The organism is Gordonibacter faecis (genome assembly GCF_030077735.1).
Taxonomy (GTDB): domain Bacteria; phylum Actinomycetota; class Coriobacteriia; order Coriobacteriales; family Eggerthellaceae; genus Gordonibacter; species Gordonibacter faecis.
This window is the reverse complement of the sequence record NZ_JASJEU010000022.1, coordinates 173,517-188,239: the sequence shown is the minus strand read 5'-3', so window position 1 is coordinate 188,239 and position 14,723 is coordinate 173,517. Positions and strand designations below refer to the sequence as shown.

The 14,723-nt window shown below is 61.2% G+C and carries 16 protein-coding genes and 1 tRNA gene; 2 read left to right on the top strand and 15 right to left on the bottom strand.

Annotated features, from left to right (window positions below):
• Positions 1-63: 63 nt before the first annotated feature.
• From QNJ86_RS11535 to QNJ86_RS11505, 7 genes are all read right to left on the bottom strand, one after another.
• A complete protein-coding gene (locus QNJ86_RS11535; RefSeq protein WP_283832779.1) occupies positions 64-873 on the bottom strand; it encodes a family 1 encapsulin nanocompartment shell protein in 810 nt (269 codons plus the stop codon).
• Between the two features lie 87 nt (positions 874-960).
• Positions 961-1,332 (bottom strand): demethoxyubiquinone hydroxylase family protein, encoded by a 372-nt coding sequence (locus tag QNJ86_RS11530; RefSeq protein WP_283832778.1) that lies wholly within the window; start codon positions 1,330-1,332, stop codon positions 961-963.
• A 178-nt stretch (positions 1,333-1,510) separates the two neighbouring features.
• Positions 1,511-2,257, bottom strand: a complete 747-nt coding sequence (locus QNJ86_RS11525; protein WP_283832777.1) for a TVP38/TMEM64 family protein — start codon at positions 2,255-2,257, stop codon at positions 1,511-1,513.
• A 54-nt stretch (positions 2,258-2,311) separates the two neighbouring features.
• Positions 2,312-3,931, bottom strand: coding sequence for a sensor histidine kinase (locus QNJ86_RS11520; RefSeq protein ID WP_283832776.1), 1,620 nt, complete (start codon positions 3,929-3,931; stop codon positions 2,312-2,314).
• Positions 3,919-4,617 (bottom strand): response regulator transcription factor, encoded by a 699-nt coding sequence (locus QNJ86_RS11515; RefSeq protein ID WP_283832775.1) that lies wholly within the window; start codon positions 4,615-4,617, stop codon positions 3,919-3,921. Before QNJ86_RS11515 ends, QNJ86_RS11520 begins: the two co-directional genes overlap by 13 nt.
• A 129-nt stretch (positions 4,618-4,746) precedes the next feature.
• A complete protein-coding gene (locus tag QNJ86_RS11510; RefSeq protein ID WP_283832774.1) occupies positions 4,747-5,232 on the bottom strand; it encodes a universal stress protein in 486 nt (161 codons plus the stop codon).
• A gap of 194 nt (positions 5,233-5,426) precedes the next feature.
• Positions 5,427-6,254, bottom strand: coding sequence for a stress response protein nst1 (locus QNJ86_RS11505; RefSeq protein ID WP_283832773.1), 828 nt, complete (start codon positions 6,252-6,254; stop codon positions 5,427-5,429).
• 66 nt (positions 6,255-6,320) lie between these two features.
• Here QNJ86_RS11505 and QNJ86_RS11500 point away from each other — a divergent pair, with 66 nt between their 5' ends.
• On the top strand, positions 6,321-6,761 hold the full coding sequence (locus tag QNJ86_RS11500; protein WP_283832772.1) for a helix-turn-helix domain-containing protein: 441 nt from the start codon (positions 6,321-6,323) through the stop codon (positions 6,759-6,761).
• Between the two features lie 10 nt (positions 6,762-6,771).
• On the opposite strand, the gene QNJ86_RS11495 is transcribed toward QNJ86_RS11500, so the two are convergent.
• From QNJ86_RS11495 to QNJ86_RS11460, 8 genes are all read right to left on the bottom strand, one after another.
• Positions 6,772-7,047, bottom strand: a complete 276-nt coding sequence (locus QNJ86_RS11495) for a type II toxin-antitoxin system RelE family toxin (RefSeq protein WP_283832771.1) — start codon at positions 7,045-7,047, stop codon at positions 6,772-6,774.
• Positions 7,044-7,271 (bottom strand): type II toxin-antitoxin system RelB family antitoxin, encoded by a 228-nt coding sequence (relB, locus tag QNJ86_RS11490; RefSeq protein ID WP_283832770.1) that lies wholly within the window; start codon positions 7,269-7,271, stop codon positions 7,044-7,046. The genes QNJ86_RS11495 and relB overlap by 4 nt, the downstream gene beginning before the upstream one ends.
• Before the next feature lie 289 nt (positions 7,272-7,560).
• The gene (locus QNJ86_RS11485; protein WP_283832769.1) at positions 7,561-7,866 is read right to left on the bottom strand and encodes a CdiA C-terminal domain-containing protein; all 306 of its coding nucleotides are present in this window, start codon (positions 7,864-7,866) and stop codon (positions 7,561-7,563) included.
• Between the two features lie 152 nt (positions 7,867-8,018).
• Positions 8,019-8,234 carry a helix-turn-helix domain-containing protein gene (locus QNJ86_RS11480; RefSeq protein ID WP_283832768.1) on the bottom strand — a complete coding sequence of 72 codons (216 nt, stop codon included), beginning with the start codon at positions 8,232-8,234 and terminating at the stop codon, positions 8,019-8,021.
• A gap of 200 nt (positions 8,235-8,434) precedes the next feature.
• Positions 8,435-8,689 carry a helix-turn-helix domain-containing protein gene (locus tag QNJ86_RS11475; protein ID WP_283832767.1) on the bottom strand — a complete coding sequence of 85 codons (255 nt, stop codon included), beginning with the start codon at positions 8,687-8,689 and terminating at the stop codon, positions 8,435-8,437.
• Between the two features lie 184 nt (positions 8,690-8,873).
• Positions 8,874-8,949 (bottom strand) — tRNA-Thr (locus QNJ86_RS11470).
• 172 nt (positions 8,950-9,121) lie between these two features.
• Positions 9,122-10,396: an ArsB/NhaD family transporter gene (locus QNJ86_RS11465; protein WP_283832766.1), complete on the bottom strand. Its 1,275-nt coding sequence runs from the start codon at positions 10,394-10,396 to the stop codon at positions 9,122-9,124.
• Between the two features lie 177 nt (positions 10,397-10,573).
• On the bottom strand, positions 10,574-12,154 hold the full coding sequence (locus QNJ86_RS11460) for a polysaccharide deacetylase family protein (RefSeq protein ID WP_283832765.1): 1,581 nt from the start codon (positions 12,152-12,154) through the stop codon (positions 10,574-10,576).
• Positions 12,155-12,433: 279 nt separating this feature from the next.
• Between QNJ86_RS11460 and QNJ86_RS11455 the strand changes: the two genes are divergently transcribed.
• Positions 12,434-14,677, top strand: coding sequence for a MurT ligase domain-containing protein (locus QNJ86_RS11455; RefSeq protein ID WP_283832764.1), 2,244 nt, complete (start codon positions 12,434-12,436; stop codon positions 14,675-14,677).
• Positions 14,678-14,723: the final 46 nt, after the last annotated feature.

Here is a 14,723-nt window from a genome sequence, read left to right as displayed (position 1 = left end):
GGCCCGCTTGGGGGCGGGCCGCTTGGTGAATCGTTGGATGTGTCGCTTTGCGCTCCGCGCGTTCTATGCCAGTACGGCGATGGCGGCGGGGTCTTTGATGCGGAGGGCGGGGGTTTCCATGATGCGGAAGGTGTGGTTGAAGTCGACCAACTCCAGGTAGCCCACGGACAGGTCCAGGCCCAGGGCCACGTCCAGGTACTCCGGCTCGGCGCACACGAGGACGGCCTTGCCGGGGTCAAGAACGCTGGTCATGTACACGTCCTGCACGAGTTTCTGGATGCGGTCAATTTCCAGCATGCCGGTGTTCGGCTGCAGGCGCTGCAGGTCCAGGAACAAATCGGGCGCCACCACCAGGGCGTAACGACCCAGATAGCCGTTCTTCGCCAGCTGCGAAACAGCGGCGGCCACGTCGGTGAACGCGTTCTCGCCGACTTTCCAGTCGCCCTTCTTCACCTTCACCGAGCCCTTCACGGTGAGCAGGCCGTCAGTGCCAAGCGCCTTGTTGCCGTTCAGGATGAGGTCGTCCTCGCGGCGCGTGGCTTTTTTGGCGGCGGCGATGGCCGGGGCCATGTCGACGGGCGTGCCGGTGCGTGCGGCCAGGTCGAGGTCGCGGCCGAACAGGGTGAAGTCCTCGTAGAACAGCGGCAACTCCAGCTGCGTGCGGCCGACGATGCGACCGATGCCGTCTTCCAGCACCTCGTCCTTCGCCACGCCGTCAACGGCGACCGTGGTAATGCCGGGGCCCAGCGGGCCGTACGTCTTCAGGAAGCGACGGCAGGTCAGATGCGCACGCGCCGTGCCAATGACGGCGTCGTCGATGCGGTTCCACAACTCGACCGAGAGATCGGCCGATTCACGAGCCAAGTAATCCATAACGGGCTCCTTTCGATGGTTGATGCGTGTGGCCGGTGCGCGGGCACTGTTTCACGTGAAACATTCGCGCGTGACCGGGGGAAATGCTTAGGACAGGTCGCCCACGGTGGGGGCGGGGGCGGGCTCGGCCGGGGCGGGGGCAATCTCGCCGTCGGTGATGATGCCAAGCTCGGCCAGGTGCTCCTGCACTTCGCCTTCGCCCTCCAGGAAGAACTCGGTTTCCTTGGGGTCGAGGTGGCGCATCAGCGTGATGAGTTCGCCCATGTGGGCCTTTTCCTCGTCGCGGATGTCGGCGAGCACGGCCTTCGCGGCCGGATCGTCGGTGGCCAGGTAGTGCGATTCGTACAGGTAAATGGCTTCAAGCTCGCCGGCGATGTCCAGGCGCAGCGCCTGCATGAGCTCGGCGTTGGTCATCTTGCGCTCAACATTTCCGGCGAACGGATTGGCGAAACTGGGCATATGATCCCTCTCTTTCAATGGTGCCGCGTCGGGGCGGCCTTTCCTCTAACCTTGAAAGATATACTACTCTGCTTGTCGCCTTTTGTCTCGAAAAATCGTTGGGCTTATTGAGAATTCCTCTCAATAACCACGTTTCGCCAGCGAGCGGTGGGGAAGAGGGGGGAACGTGGCGAAATAATTACTGCGTTTTGGCGCTTTGCGTGCGGGCGAGTTTGCGGTAGGCCACCACGCCAAGGGCCGCCAAAATCAGCGTGAGTGCGACGATGAGGGCGGTGGCCAGGTAGTTTCCGTCGCCGAAAGTGCCAGCAGCCAGGGTGGAGGACACAATGGAGGGGATGCGTCCTACCGTGGTGAGGGCGACGATGCGCCACACGGGGCTTGTGCCGAGGCCGGCCACGTAGGTGAGCAGGTCTTTCGGTGTGCCGGGGATGAGGAACACCACGAACAGCAGCAACTCGAAACGGCGCGAGTCGCGCAGCCACTCCACCGAGGCCAGCTTTTCGGGCGGGAAGAACAGCCCGACGATGCGCATGCCAAAGCTGCGCACCAGCAGCATCACCAGGGTTGTTCCGAGCGCGCTGGCCACGAGACACCAGAGCGTGCCCTCCCAAAAGCCAAACGCGTAGCCCGCCGCCAATTCCAGCGGCTCACCAGGGAGAAAGGCGAGCACCACCTGCGCCATATTCGCCGCAACGAACGCGACGCGAGCGAGCGCGCCGGTTTCATCCACCCACGCGCGGAAGCGCGGCGCGTCAGACACGAAGGCCAAAAGCTCGGGCCCGTAGAGCACCCAGAACGCGCCGATCCCCGCCGTGAGTGCGACAAGCGCCACCACCACCGCAATGCGCTTACGCATGAGGATGCGACGCTCGCTGGACAAACTTGTCTGAGCGGGCGACGGCGAACAGGTCGCGGACTTTTCCATGGGGGCTCCGTTTCTCGATTCGTTGGGTGCGATTCGATAGTACGGAGCAAATATCTACGGGCGGTCAACGTCCGGGAAAGTCATGGCAAAACGCGCGATTGCCCGCGCGCCGCCGCTGGGGCGGTTTTCGAGCGAAAGGGTGCCGCCGTGGCGCTCGCACAGGAGCGAGGCAATGTTGAGCCCCAGGCCAAAGTGGTTTTCCGAGGGCGTTTCGCTGAAGAAGGGGGCGCAGCCGTGGTCGAGCGCCGCAGCTGAAAAGCCGGGGCCGTCGTCGTCCACCACCAGGGTGAGCGCGCCTTCGCTCACGTCGAGCCGCGCGTCCACGCGGGAGTGCGCGAAGCGCAGCGCGTTGTTAATAAGGTTTTCCGCCACCTCGCCCACAATGGTGCGATCGACGTGCAGCGCAGGTCGCGCAACGTCGCAGCCGGGGCTCAGCGACAGCGCGAACTGCTTGTGCGCCGCAGTGGCCAGCCCGCGCCCGATGTCGTCGAGGCCCGCCGCCACTGTGTCAAACGCCAGCGTCTCGGGCGTGGCCGTGCGGTCTTCCAACTTCTGTAGCCCGCTCATGGCCGCCACGTAGCGCTCAAGGCGTTCCACCTGGTGAGCGAGTGCCGCGGACGATGCCTCCAGCTGTTCGCGCGAAGCGTTGCCCGCCTGCACGTGCGCATCCAGCAGCTCAATCTTCCCCTTTAATATAGTAAGCGGTGTGCGCAAATCGTGCGCGAACGCGGCGTTCAGGCGCTTGCGTTCCTCGGCCGTGCGCCAGAGCGCCCGCTGCGAATCGGCCAGCGATGCGCGCATGGTCTCGAATGACGTGGCCAAATGCCCCAGTTCGTCGTTGCGGTTGTACGCCACGTGGAAGTTAAGGTCCTGGTTGCCAATCTTCGTTGCCGCCTCGTCCAGCACGGCCAGCCCCGGCTCAAGCCGCATGCGGAAGAACCGCCGCGCCGCCGCAAAGATGCACACGCCAAACCACAACGGGAACATCAGAAAGGTGAGCAGGCCAAACAGCCCGGACAGCGCCCGTGCCTCGGGGCTGGGTAGCGAGTACACGTAGTAGCCCACCGGCGAGGCAGGCATGCGCGACGTGCTCGCGCGCGCAAAGTCGGCCAGCGGATCGTCCGGGTGCGCCGCCGCCCATTCCGCGAAAAGCAAGCGCGCAGCCGCGTCGTAAGCGGCCAGGTTGGCGGGCGGAAGGTAGCCCTCATCGTTCCAGAACAACGCGAGGTCGCTGTCGCTCGCGAGGGCGAATTCGAAAGAGTTGTCGCCTTCGACGCTTTCGCCGCTACCTTCGCCATCAGGGCTTTCGGCGGCAGAATACGTCGTGTAGGTGTGTCCGCTCGCGTCGCTGATGTGCGTGCTCTCGTTCAGCTGGCTCACGGTTAGTGGGTTGCGGTAGTCGGACGCGGTTTGTACATACAGTGTTGAACCCTGCTCGTCCAGTTGCACCGATCGCGCCGGTTGCAGCAAGCCCGCGTTGGCGTCGTATATAAACAGCCCGGTGCCTTCGGAGGCATCTTCGGTTGCTTGGTTCTGCAAAGTGGCGAACATGCTGCCGGTCACGGTGGACAGCACGAGCGCCGCCACCAAAAATCCTAGCATATACACCATAAATGAGGTTTTGAGCGACGCGTTGCGCCACCGCTCGCGCAGCGTGCGTTTTACGCGCGCCATTTGTATCCCATGCCCCACACCGTCTCGATTGGGTCGGGCGCAGCGCCCGCAGCGGCCAGCTTTTTGCGAATGCGACGAATGTGCTCGGTCACCACCTGCGGGTCGCTTTCGCTTTCCCAGCCGCCTACGCGCTCGTGGATGCGCTCGCGCTCAAACACCTGACCTGCGTGTTTGGAGAGAAACGCCACTATGTCGAACTCGCGCCGCGTGAAGTCCACCGCCGCGCCCGCCACCGTGACGGTGCGCGCGCGGTAGTCGATGGCCAAGTCGCCGTCGAAGCGCACTTCGGCCTTCGCTTGCTGACGTGTCTCGCGCGCCAGGTGTGCCCTCACGCGCGCGCCGAGCACCGCCAGCGAGAAGGGTTTCAGTACGTAGTCATCCGCGCCGGCCTCGAAGCCCTCAAGTGCGTCGACATCTTCCACGCGCGCGGTCAGAAACACAATAGGGCAGGTCAGATGCTCGCGGAGGCGACGGCACACGGCGTAGCCATCCATGAGCGGCATACCCACGTCCAGCACAATGAGGTCGGGGTTCTGCTCGGCACGCTTGAGCGCGGTGGGGCCGTCGCTGGCCGTGAGCACGCGAAAGCCCTGGCCAGAGAAGTATTCGTCCAGCATTTCGACAATGCCGGGCTCGTCGTCCACCACAAGCAGCGTCGTCTGCTGCTTGCGTTCCTGCTCATCCATGCCGTGCGTTCCTCCGTTCGCTTCTCCTTGTGCTCGCGCGCCCGCTAGCTTCGCGTCTCGCGCCCCGCGCGCTCGCCGATCCTACCACCCAAAACTCTACAAACGGTCAACGGCCGCGCAGCCACCAGGTCAGTCGTCGTTACGCTGCTTCACCACTAGCACGGGAATCTCGGCGTTGCGCAACACGTAGCTGCTCACGCTGCCCAGCATACCGCGCAGCGCGCCCAGGCCGCGCGAGCCCATGACAATGAGGTCGCACGCGCGCTCGGTCGCGTAGCTCACAATTTGCTCGCCCGGCAGCGTTTCTTCGAGAATTTCTACCGTGACCTCGTTCATGAGCCCCTTCACCACCCCGTCAACCTGACGGTGTAGCGCCGCGAGGGCTTCCTCGGTGGCCACTTCGTAATACGAGTGCAGAAGTTGGGGCGAAAGTTCCTCGGCGCCGTCGCGCCCTTCGGCTTCCATCCGCTCGATGACCAGCTGTTTTAGGTCGAAAATCTGCACGATGCGCAGCGAAAGCCCCGGGTCCTCGCGCGCATAGCGCACCGCCTCCGTCAGTGCCGCCCGCGCCGATGCTGAGCCGTCGTACGGAACCATGATGTTGTCGTAAAGCATGGCCGCCTCCTCCCTCCGCGCCCTCCCGCGGGCGCGCATCGCGTCGCCTCAAGTATAGCAGCCGCAGGGAAGGGGCGGGCGTGGGCTGGCTCGGCGGACAGGCGGGGCAAGGTTGGGAAGGTGGGGAAGGGCGCCGGCGGGCACGAACAAGCTACCGACCTGCGTAAATCATCGCGCACCGGAGCGCTGCGCCCCTACGCACGCGCGTCCACCGGTTCCGGCGACACGTACTCGAAGCTCGTATTCGCCCCGTCGCTTTCCAGCAGCGTGTGGCCATCTTTCACGAAACGAAAGCGCCCCGGCACCGACGGACTTTCGTGGATGGGGCGTTCCATGGCACCCTCGTGCGGCGCTTGCAGACGATGCCCGTGCGTTTCCGGAACCTCCACGCGCAGGCTCATGTCGCCTTGCCGTAGTTCCACCGTGTGCTCGGTCGATTCCACAATGTGCACGCCACGATACGTGGCGAAGCGGTGCTCGGTGCCCGCCAGCAGCACCACGGCGATGCAGCCCGTGAATCGCAGTCCGGCCAGGGGAATCTCGGCGATGGCCACCATGACCGAGGCCGCGCACCCAAAATCCAGACTCTGCACCCACGTGTAGCCGCGCGGGAAACTGTGCCCGCGGTCGCCCTCCATGTAGCCGAGGCCGCCGTCGAAAGTGAGCGCGCGCCCGTCCAGCACCACGTCGCCTTCCACTCGGTGGCGCATGCTGAACACGGTGTGTTTCGTTTCCATGGGCAGAAGCGCGAACGGCCCCATGATGTCCGAGCGCAGGGGCGTGACCTCGTGATAGCGCAGTCGGCCGGTGAGCGTGCAGTCGGGGGTGTGCACGTCCAGGAACATCCCGCGCGGCGTGAACAAGCTTTCGCCGACGCGCAGAAACCCCTTCCCTTGACTGAAGTCCTCCAGGGGAAATTCGAGGAAACGCGCGCCCTGCTGTGTCACCACCTGGATGAACGCGGAGTCCTGCGCGCGACCGGGAATGAGGGCGAGCACGTCGTCGCCCTTCTGCTGTTTCATGTACCAGCCTTCGTAATACGGTTTCATAGGCACCTCGCTGGGGGCTCGCATCGGCGTTGGCGGCCGATGATAGCATCGAGCGGCGGCGCTGCGTACTGGCCCGCCCGCGTTGTTGGCGAGGCGATGCGCGTTCGTACGTGGCATGTGGAAGAGAGTGCGGCGGCGCACTTTTCCTCTTCTGCCCTTCTTAACACGTTGAGAGAGTCAAAACTTTGCGTAGAGTGGTTAACGACAGTTTATCTGCCTGACCTCCTGAGCGCATATCCTTTTACTATGAGCGAGCTGATCAAAAAAGACTTCGGAACCCGCGTGAGGGCACTCCGAGAACAAACGGGCCTGTCGACGAAGAAATTTGCGCTGATGGTAGGCCTCAGCAAGCCGTATATCATTCAGATAGAACACGGCAACCGCAACATCTCCCTCGACACCATAGAAAGAATAGCCGCCGGCCTCAACATGACCCCATCAGAATTACTAGAAGGCGTAGGAAGCTACACGCGCAACTAGGGTGTGTGATTTACTTTTTCTTGTACGCCTCTCGGCGGTGCGCTATTTCGACGGCGAGTACTACCAACTCGGTGTCACGAAGTTCGCACAGTACTCGGTAGTCGCCAATTCGGTAACGCCATGATCCGGCAAGATTTACGACGAGCGCTTTGCCCCGCTGTCTTGGATTTGCGCAGCCGTCAATGTTCTTCTCGAGCCAGGCGAGAATGAGTGCTGTTGTTGGCTTATCAAGTTTAGCGAGCTGCTTGACTGCCTTTGGCGCGAATTTGAGCCTCCAGGCGCTCATAAACCGAGCATCTCTTTAACTTCGGAAAGGCTGTAAGACGTGGGGTTGGCATCGTACTCCGCCTTTGCCGCTTTATATGCTTCGATATCAATTTCATCTTCGATGCGTTCAAGAGCACAGCGACGCACGAATTGTGATGCGCTCATGCCAAACATGCGGGCATAGTTGGAAATGAGCGACTTCTCGTTCTCATCCAATCGAACAGTCATCGTCGACTCAAGCATAACGACTCCTTTTCCCTCTACCCATTCCGTATGACATTGTAACACGACAGGATTGAACTCGTCCATGTTGTATGGAAGGCTTGGAGCGGAGATAAAAAAGCGCCGGAGGTAGGTGATATACTCACCGTTCGGGCGCTTTGCAGTTTGTACTTTCCATGCGTTACGCTATGAAGTAAACCCATGTGCTCTATATATAGGATTGAGGCTTGGCGTAGAAAAGAAAGAAAGCGCCGGAGGAAGTGAAATGCTCACCATTCGGGCGCTTTGCTGATTGAGAGTCTATCACGCGTCACTTAAAGATGCAAACTTTGCCGTGGCGATTCACATAGATCAGATGCTTCATGGTTCGCAGTTCGCAGCACCATTTCCGAACTTCGCGTTCGATTGCTATATCGGGTAACTTTTTCATTCTCCTCGAATCAAAGATCACGTTTTCTGACTGATGCAACGCTTTACGTAGGTTCTTTTCAATAACTTTTGCCTTCTCTGATTCAGGTGCTTTAATTTCCCATGCCAGCCCATTGATAATCACATCTGCCGAGGTCGTTCGGTATTCTTCGCTTCTTCGGATGAATTCTACGGTCATGCCTGCCATTGCAAGTGCCTTGGCGGTTTCATACTCGTGAGGCCAAACGTTAAGGTCTGGCGCAATGATGATCTTTCCCCTTTTATTCTTCATGGGGCCATTATACGGCTAAATATGGTTAGAAAGCGAAGAAATATGATCTTTCTTATCAGGTTTCTTGTCTAGAAATCTATGAGGTCTTTCACCTTTATGCCAAACGCTTCAGCTATTCGGCACAACACATCTATGGTGACATTCTTTGAGCCGTTTTCGATGGCGGAAATGTATTGCTTACTTCCATTACCGATCATGCTTGCAAGCTGCTCTTGAGTCAAACCCTGCTCGTCGCGGAGTCTCCGAATGCTGCTGCCAAGTATTTTTCTCTGATCGATTCCCATTCGCCGAGCATATGCGCTAGAATCATGTGATGGTCATCCCATAGGATGACTTTAGCTAAAGGATGCGTTTCGTAGCATCGCTGAAAACCCCTCATCTCGCGCACAAAAAGCGGGCGATCAAGCACAACAAATGCAAAGAAAGCGCCGGAGGTAGGTACAATACGCACCGTTCGGGCGCTTTCGTTGTTTATTTTAGCATGTCACTTGCGCTTTTGGTTGGGGGTTTGCCAGCGGTCGGGGTCTGGGTCGCCTAGGGCGCCTATTGATATGTCGAGGCCTTCGGCTATGCGGCAGAGGAGGTCGAAGCCTATGTTGACGCGGCCGGCTTCGATGTCGCTTAGGTACGACTGGGCGGTGCCAACCATGCTTGCGAAGCGTTTTTGGGTAATGTTTTCGGCCTCGCGATACTTCCTGATGCGCGATCCGAGCAGTGCTTTGCGGGATTGAGTATCCATTCGGGTACACCCTTCGCCGGCGAGTTCGCTGAGTTTGTCTTGAAGGTGCGTCTACGTGGTAAAACAATTCGAAGGTGCACCAAGGCGCACGACGGACACGTTCATCCCGTTAACTCACGGGGGTGTTTTCTGGCTGAGGAAAAGAAACAGGTCACCGGGTTTCCCCGATGACCTGCGCTTTTTCTGGAGCCAACGAGCGGATTCGAACCGCTGACCTACGCATTACGAGTGCGTTGCTCTACCAGCTGAGCCACGTTGGCAAACGGCTTCACTAAGAAGCGCGAATCGGTAGTATACCGAAAGCTCGCCCACCCCGCAAGGGGTCCAAGCCGCAAATATGCGCGAATTCAATGGCTTCGCGCGGCCGAGGCTTCAAGCGGCCTGCGGCATCCCCCCGACGCTTCTCGCACTACTCGCGCTCACCCTCAAACCCTACGCTGGCGGGAACCGCACTACTAGGTACAGGCCTGCGATCGCTACCGTCAACAGCATGATGGGGAAGCCTGTCTTCAAGAATTGGACGAACGTAATCTCGTAGCCGTGTTTTTTGCTGATGTCGGACAGGACCACGTTCGCGCTGGCGCCGATCAGGGTGCCGTTGCCGCCGAGGCAGGCGCCAAGGGATACGGCCCACCACAGCGGGGTCACGTCCATGCCGGTGGATTCCATCGCCAGCAGAATGGGGATCATCGTGGCCACAAACGGGATGTTGTCCAGGAAGCTGGAAATAACGGCCGAGCCCACCAGCAGCACCAACATCGTGATGAACACGTTGCCGCCCGTCGCGTCGATAAGGGCGCGTGCCAGCATTTCGATGACGCCCGTCTCGGCCATGGCGCCCACAATGATGAACAGGCCGGCGAAAAACGCCAGCGTCGTCCATTCTACCTGCGACAACGCTTCCTCAATGCTCTCGCCCGAAATCAGCAGGATAATGCCGGCGGCGCCAAGCGCAATCACGCTCGACTCCAGCCCCAGCGCGCCGTGGGCCATGAAGCCCACTACCACCAGCGCCACCATCACCACGCTCTGCTTCAGCAGTCGGCGGTCTTTGATCTGCGCGTGCTCGTCTAGCTCCATGACGCGAGCGCGATGTTCCTCGCTTACGTGCATCTTGCGGCCGTACATCAGGTAAAACACCCCCAGCACTGCGGCCAAAATAACCACCACGGCGGGCGCGTCGTACAGAATGAAGTCGAAGAAGGTAAACCCGGCGGCCGAGCCAATCATGATGTTCGGCGGGTCGCCAATGAGCGTGGCCGTGCCGCCAATGTTCGATGCCAAAATTTCGGTCATGAAGAACGGAATGGGGTTGATGTCCAGCAGCCGACACACGGTGAGCGTCATCGGTCCGATAAGCAGCACGGTGGTCACATTGTCCAGAAATGCCGAAAGCACAGCCGTGAGCAGCACAAATAGCAGCATGATTTTCCACGGGTCGCCCTTGGCCAGTCGCGCGCACTTGATGGCCAGGAACTCGAATACGCCCGATAGTTTCACCACGCTCACGAATAGCATCATGCCCAGAAGCACGCCCAGCGTGTTGAAATCAATGTGCTCCATGGCGGCATCGAACGGCAGCACGTGCAGCGCCAGCAGCACCATGGCACCCACAATAGCGGCAAGCGAGCGGTGCAGTTTCTCGGTCATGATGGCCAGCATGCACACCGCGAACACGGCAACAGACACAATCTGACTAACGTCCATGGCGCTGCGCTCCCCGCGAATCGAACTGTGCGATGCTCACCGCATCCCCTTCCGCTGCATTTTCGGCCGCCTGCGCGCGGCCATATCCAACCGCATCACTATACCAATATCAAGCGGGGAGAAGAAGGGAAAATCAACATGCCCGCACGTCAGCGGGGTGACGAGGAAGGGGAAGCCCTATGCCAGCGGGTACTTCATCAATTCGTCAATCGTTACGAACTTGTACCCCTGCTCCTTCAAACGCGGTAGGGCAATCTTTAAGGCCTCGATGGTTTGAGAGCGGTCGCCGCCTCCATCGTGCATGAGGATAATGGCTCCCGACCAGGCATTTTCTAGCTGCTCCACAATGGCGTCGGCGCCGGGCTTTTCCCAGTCGCGTGAATCGATATCCCAACCAATTTCAGCGGTAATCAGCGGCCCAATATTCTTCACCACGTCCTCGCCGAAGTTGCCGCCGGGCGTGCGAATCACGCGGCTGGCCTCGCCGCCCGTGACAGCCTCGATGGCGGCGTAGCCCTTCTCAATTTCGGCGCGCTGCTCTTCGGGAGTCATGTAACCCAGGTTTACGCCTTGACCGCTGCCCGAGGCGTGATCGTAGGAGTGCGTGCAAATTTGATGCCCCTCGGAGGCGGCGCGCTGAATGCGGGAAGCGCCGTCGTTCTGCTCGATGCGGTCGCCCACGGTGAAGAAGGTGGCCTTCGCGCCGTGTTCCGCCAGCACGTCTAGCACCTTATCCGTCTGGTCTGACCAGGGGCCATCGTCGAATGTGAGCGCAATTACCTTGTCGCCGCCGGTGTCGGCCGAGACGTTGCGCCGCTTGATGTGGCTCGGCTCGCGCGTGATCTGCTGCGCCGTGATCTGGGAAATGTGGCCGGTCTTCGTGGCCTTCACGCCGTCGGTGCCCTCGCCCTCAATGAGGTGGATGGCACCGTTGCCTTCCTCGGTAATCTCCCAAGGAATGGCTTCCTCCACGGAATCGCACGGTTCCTCGATGGGCCCGCCGTTGCCAATTTCCACCACGTCACCTGCGGAAAGCTTGGTAGTCAGCTCGCTCACTTGGGTGCCGTTTACGGTGGCGTGGAACGGCTCGCCCTTGCCTGCTTCCAGCACGCTGCCGTCCACGGCCACAAGGTCGCCCGGCTTCGGCTTGATGCCGCTGGCCTTCAGCGCATCTTCCAGCGTTTTTGCGCCGCGCACGTCGGCGGGAGCCCCGTTCAGCGTAATGCTAACGGGCAGGCTTTGTATAAAAAAGAAGATGCCCAGCGCCACGGCGGCCACCACGCCAATGCTAACGAACAGCCCGGCATAACGGCGCAGGCCGCTTTTCTGCTGGGGTGAAGTTCGGCGGTAGCGTTCGCGGTCGCGATACGTTGCAGGCGAAGCGGGTGTTGCAGGAATTGCCTGTTCATCGTAGGCGTTGTAGGTGTCGCGTCCGTAGCTGCTCGCCGCAGTAGTCGCGCGTCGCGGTCGTGCTGCCGCGCCGCTTTCGCGCTGCGCGGGAATACGTCCCGAATGCGAGGGCCGTGCGTTCGAGCGCGAAGAGGGGTGCGAAACCGGGCGACTTGAAGCCCGTCTGTTGGTGGTGGAAAGGTCGTCATCGTCGATGAATCGCGTGCGGCCGGTAGCGCCGCGTCGCTCGCGTTCCACCTGATCAGAGGCCGAGGAACGGCGTGTGTCGGAGCGCGCTCTCTCGCCGGGCCGAGGCGCCCGGTTGGCACCAGCGCGCCGCGCGGAGTAGTCGTCGTAGTTCTCGTGCATACCCGTCCCCTAGTGCAATCGAAAAGCAGGTGTTCTGCCTCTGTCGCGTGTCCCATTTTATCGTAATTCGTTAGCCTTTTGCGCTTTAGGCATCGAATTCGCACAGCTGTTCCAGTTCAGCCAAAGTAACACCATATCACCATCAAAACGCCATCAGTGATTCCTGCGCGGCTTTCTACTGAAATTTGTATGGAGGTAAGGCGGCGCCCGCGCGTGGAAGGGCCGGGGCGGCGGCGCGGAAGGGTTATACTGGGCGCACTCCGAACGGAAAGGACTTCCATGGGCTTGCGATTCGCCTCCGCGCGCGCTGTTGGCGCCGTGTCTACCTGGGGTTTGAAGCACGTCTTCCATCGCCCCGCCGCGAACTTCCCCGGCAAAATTGGCCTGTACGCCGACCCGCGCCTCATCGAGCACCTGGCGCCGCGTTTGCAGAAGGGTTCGGTGTGCGTGGTGGGCACCAACGGAAAGACCACGGTGACGAATCTTCTGGCTGACGTGCTGGAACGCGCGGGTGAGCGCGTGGTGTGCAACCGCACGGGCGCGAACCTGGATTCCGGTGTTGCCACAGCGCTTCTGCATGGCGGCCGCGCCGACTGGGGCGTGTTTGAGTGCGACGAGCTATGGCTGGCGAAGATCCTGCCGTTCTTGAAGTCGGATTACGTGGTGCTGTTGAACCTGTTCCGCGACCAGTTGGACCGCGTGGGGGAAATCGACCGCATTCAGGAAAGCATTGCGAACACGCTGGGCGCGTCGCCCTCCACTGTGTTGGTGTACAACGCCGACGACCCGTTGTGCGCCGCCATCGCTGTGCGCGCTGCGCAACTGCCCGGGCGCGAGAGCACGCCGTCCATCGCGTTTGGCGTGAACGAAGACATGGGTCTGCCGCAGAACACGGTGGCCGACGCGCAAATGTGCCAGCAGTGCTCCACTATGCTGGAGTACGCGTATCGCCAGTACGGTCAGCTGGGGGCGTATGTTTGTCCGAACTGCGGGTTTGCACGACCGGCGTTGGATTTCGCGGTTGAGCAGGTGGAACTGGGGAGCGAGGGGCTGTCGTTTAGCGTGCGGGGACGGGATGCGGGTGTCGCGGGTGTCGCGAGCGCGTCGGGCGTGCCGGGCGCTGACCGACAGGTGAGCGCGCCGTTCAAAGGGGCGTATATGGTGTACAACCTGGCCGCCGTGTCCGCCGCATCGGTGCTGCTTGGGTGCCCGGGCGAGGCGCTGCAGGGTGCCATCGACGCGTTCGACCCGCAAAACGGACGCCTGCAAACGTTCACGCTGAGCGGCCGCCGCATTCTGCTGAACTTGGCGAAGAACCCCACCGGCTTCAACCAGAACCTTAAAATAGTAGCGCAGGATCCGAACCCCAAAATAGTGGCGTTTTTCGTGAACGACAAGGAGGGCGATGGGCGCGACGTGTCGTGGCTCTGGGATGTCGACTTCGAAGAACTGGCTGATCAGGGGCAACTTGCGGTGTTCGCGGGAGGTATTCGTGCGAACGACGTGCAGGTGCGCTTGAAGTACGCGGGTATTTCGTCGGACGTGGTGGCCGATACCGACGAACTGTTGGCGCGCATTGCCGCCCTACCCGCGGATGTGAACGCGTACTTTATTGCGAACTACACGGCTCTTCCCGTGGTGAAGGCCGTGCTGGACGCGCGCGTGGAAGGCGAGGCTGGGGGCGCGCCCACGTCCGGAGCCGCCACGTCAGCCGCCGCCTCCGCCGAACTCCGCCTCCCCTGGACGCCGCCCGCGTCAGCGGACGAGCCTCCGCTCGTGATAGCGCACCTCTTCCCCGACCTGCTGAACCTCTATGGCGATGGTGGCAACGTGAAGGTGTTGGAGCGCCGCGCCCGTGACCGGGGTATTCCCGTTGAAGTGCGCCGCGTGGAACACGGCCAGCACACGAACCTTGCCGAGGCCGACCTGGTGTTCCTCGGCGGCGGCCCCGACCGTGAGCAACGCTTGGCGTCAGCCGAACTCATGAGCCTGCGCGACGACCTACACGTATTTGTGGAAGACGACGGCGTGCTGCTGGCCATCTGCGGCGGCTTCCAAATTCTCGGGCGCGAGTGGCTTTTGGGCGACGAGGTGGTGGAGGGCCTCGGCCTGGTGAACATGACCACCGAGCGCGCGTCCGGCGGGTCGGGCAACCGGCTTATCGGCAACATTGCGCTGCGCTCGCCGCTGGCATCGGCCCCCGTCGTGGGCTACGAGAACCACGCGGGGCGCACGCACCTGGCGGATGGCGTGGAGGCGTTCGGCGACGTGGTGTCGTCGGGCGGCCACGGCAACAACGACACGGACAAGAGCGACGGCGTGCGCTACAAAAACGTGGTGGGAACCTATTTGCACGGCCCGCTTCTGCCGAAAAACCCCCAGGTTGCCGACGAACTTTTGCGCCGCGCACTCGCACGCCGCGCCCAGCGCACCGGCACCCTCGCGCCGCAGCTCACCGCACTTGATGATGCCGCAGAACAGGCGGCAAACGACTGGGTGGTTCGTCGTCTCAACGTGAGTTAAGGCGCAAAACCCCAAGAAAAATGGGTGTGGCTTTTTCCGGGAAACG

Bases quoted from the DNA above. Each gene is read 5' to 3' on its own strand.
- QNJ86_RS11495 (WP_283832771.1), bottom strand. From the start codon at position 7,047: ATGAGCGCCTGGAGGCTCAAATTCGCGCCAAAGGCAGTCAAGCAGCTC.
- QNJ86_RS11510 (WP_283832774.1), bottom strand. From the start codon at position 5,232: ATGCTTTACGACAACATCATGGTTCCGTACGACGGCTCAGCATCGGCG.
- QNJ86_RS11505 (WP_283832773.1), bottom strand. From the start codon at position 6,254: ATGAAACAGCAGAAGGGCGACGACGTGCTCGCCCTCATTCCCGGTCGC.
- QNJ86_RS11480 (WP_283832768.1), bottom strand. From the start codon at position 8,234: ATGGGAATCGATCAGAGAAAAATACTTGGCAGCAGCATTCGGAGACTC.
- QNJ86_RS11525 (WP_283832777.1), bottom strand. From the start codon at position 2,257: ATGGAAAAGTCCGCGACCTGTTCGCCGTCGCCCGCTCAGACAAGTTTG.
- QNJ86_RS11515 (WP_283832775.1), bottom strand. From the start codon at position 4,617: ATGGATGAGCAGGAACGCAAGCAGCAGACGACGCTGCTTGTGGTGGAC.
- QNJ86_RS11520 (WP_283832776.1), bottom strand. From the start codon at position 3,931: ATGGCGCGCGTAAAACGCACGCTGCGCGAGCGGTGGCGCAACGCGTCG.
- QNJ86_RS11475 (WP_283832767.1), bottom strand. From the start codon at position 8,689: ATGGATACTCAATCCCGCAAAGCACTGCTCGGATCGCGCATCAGGAAG.
- relB (WP_283832770.1), bottom strand. From the start codon at position 7,271: ATGCTTGAGTCGACGATGACTGTTCGATTGGATGAGAACGAGAAGTCG.
- QNJ86_RS11535 (WP_283832779.1), bottom strand. From the start codon at position 873: ATGGATTACTTGGCTCGTGAATCGGCCGATCTCTCGGTCGAGTTGTGG.
- QNJ86_RS11485 (WP_283832769.1), bottom strand. From the start codon at position 7,866: ATGGCAGGCATGACCGTAGAATTCATCCGAAGAAGCGAAGAATACCGA.
- QNJ86_RS11530 (WP_283832778.1), bottom strand. From the start codon at position 1,332: ATGCCCAGTTTCGCCAATCCGTTCGCCGGAAATGTTGAGCGCAAGATG.
- QNJ86_RS11455 (WP_283832764.1), top strand. From the start codon at position 12,434: ATGGGCTTGCGATTCGCCTCCGCGCGCGCTGTTGGCGCCGTGTCTACC.
- QNJ86_RS11500 (WP_283832772.1), top strand. From the start codon at position 6,321: ATGATAGCATCGAGCGGCGGCGCTGCGTACTGGCCCGCCCGCGTTGTT.
- QNJ86_RS11460 (WP_283832765.1), bottom strand. From the start codon at position 12,154: ATGCACGAGAACTACGACGACTACTCCGCGCGGCGCGCTGGTGCCAAC.
- QNJ86_RS11465 (WP_283832766.1), bottom strand. From the start codon at position 10,396: ATGGACGTTAGTCAGATTGTGTCTGTTGCCGTGTTCGCGGTGTGCATG.